Genomic DNA, 624 nt, shown 5'->3' with positions numbered 1-624 from the left:
TTTTTAGTTCTGACCTGCAAACCTTCTTCTGTATAAAGACGATATGTGTGCTTTCTATTCACAACTAAACCCTCTGCTTTTAGCAAGCCGTGTAACATGAGATAGCCATAACGGGAGTATCGTGCCGCTAGCTTCCTTAAACGCTCCCTTAAAGCAGTATCCGAAGGAGGCTTTGCTTGGTATCGAAACGCCGTTCGACTCAAACACGCAAGCTTACAGGCTGCCCTTTCACTCAGTTTATGGACATCGATTAGGTGCCTGACTATAAGCTTTCGAGCTGAAGGCGTTACCACTTTTTTGAAACAACATCCTTCATTGCTTCTACTTCTAGTAACTTCTCTGCTAAAAGCTTCTTCAGCTTACTGTTTTCGGATTCAAGCTCTCTCAGACGCTTCGCTTCATTCACTTCTAATCCGGCGTATTTACTACGCCAATTGTAAAAAGTGCCTGATGAAATGCCTAGATCACGACAAATGTCGTCCACCTTAGCGCCAGCTTCATGTTGTTTTATCGCTTTGATGATTTGTTCTTCTGTGTACCGTTTTTTCATTTTGAGATCTCCATTATTTCTAGTGTATTAGAAATCTCATCAATGTCATGGTTCTAATTCATGGGGATAGGTCA

Annotated in this window: 1 pseudogene; it reads right to left on the bottom strand. The window is 41.8% G+C overall.

Annotation, left to right across the window (positions count from 1 at the left end):
- Positions 1 to 550, bottom strand: a pseudogene (locus ST37_RS19765) (transposase); the annotation flags it as partial.
- Positions 551 to 624: the final 74 nt, after the last annotated feature.

Source organism: Vibrio sp. qd031 (assembly GCF_002100145.1).
GTDB lineage: Bacteria > Pseudomonadota > Gammaproteobacteria > Enterobacterales > Vibrionaceae > Vibrio.
The sequence above is the reverse complement of the archived record's forward strand: the minus strand, read 5'-3'. Positions and strand labels throughout refer to the sequence as shown.